This is a genomic window from Mesorhizobium sp. M4B.F.Ca.ET.089.01.1.1 (assembly GCF_004022605.1).
Classification (GTDB): domain Bacteria; phylum Pseudomonadota; class Alphaproteobacteria; order Rhizobiales; family Rhizobiaceae; genus Mesorhizobium; species Mesorhizobium abyssinicae.
The window spans coordinates 1-523 of record NZ_RZOS01001300.1 but is presented as its reverse complement, the minus strand read 5'-3'; the positions used below and the strand labels follow the sequence as shown (position 1 = coordinate 523).

Sequence of the window (523 nt, the reverse complement as noted above, 5' to 3'; positions counted from 1 at the left end):
CCTGGCGCACCGGGGGGTGGGGGATGCGGCGATGGTAGAGGTCGGGGAACAGGCCGGCCAGCGACTGGTCGGCGTCGAAATGCTCGACCAGTTCCCTTGCCTCGGCCTCGGCGGCTCCCGCCGCCGCCACGAATGTCGCATGGCGCGTCTCGTGCAGGGCCTTCAACTGCTCCTGCACCTTGACCAGCTTTCGCAATCGTTCCTTGCGCGTGGTCATCGCTTCACCTGGCGAGCGTCAGGTCGACAAAGCCGTCGACGAACAGCGACAACAAGGTGCCGATGGCGAAATAGAAGATGATCAGCCCGCCGGCGATGACGAAGGGCAGCGAGATGAAATAGACCGGGATCTGCGGCGTCAGCTTGTTGACGAAGCCGATGGTCAGGTTGACGAGGATCGCATAGGCGACGAAGGGGCTGCCGAGGCGGATGACCAGGAAGAAGGCGTCCGACACCGTGTCGGTGACATCGACCAGCGCTGCCTGCGGGTTGAAGAAAACATTGACCGGCGCGACCGCATAGGAGG

Annotated in this window: 1 protein-coding gene and 1 pseudogene; both read right to left on the bottom strand. The window is 63.7% G+C overall.

Features of this window, described 5'->3' with window-relative positions:
- Positions 1-217: pseudogene (locus EN780_RS37260) on the bottom strand (hypothetical protein); the annotation flags it as partial.
- Positions 218-221: 4 nt separating this feature from the next.
- Positions 222-523, bottom strand: a 302-nt coding sequence (locus tag EN780_RS37255; protein WP_189557155.1) for a flagellar biosynthetic protein FliR, incomplete at its 5' end; no start/stop codon positions are given.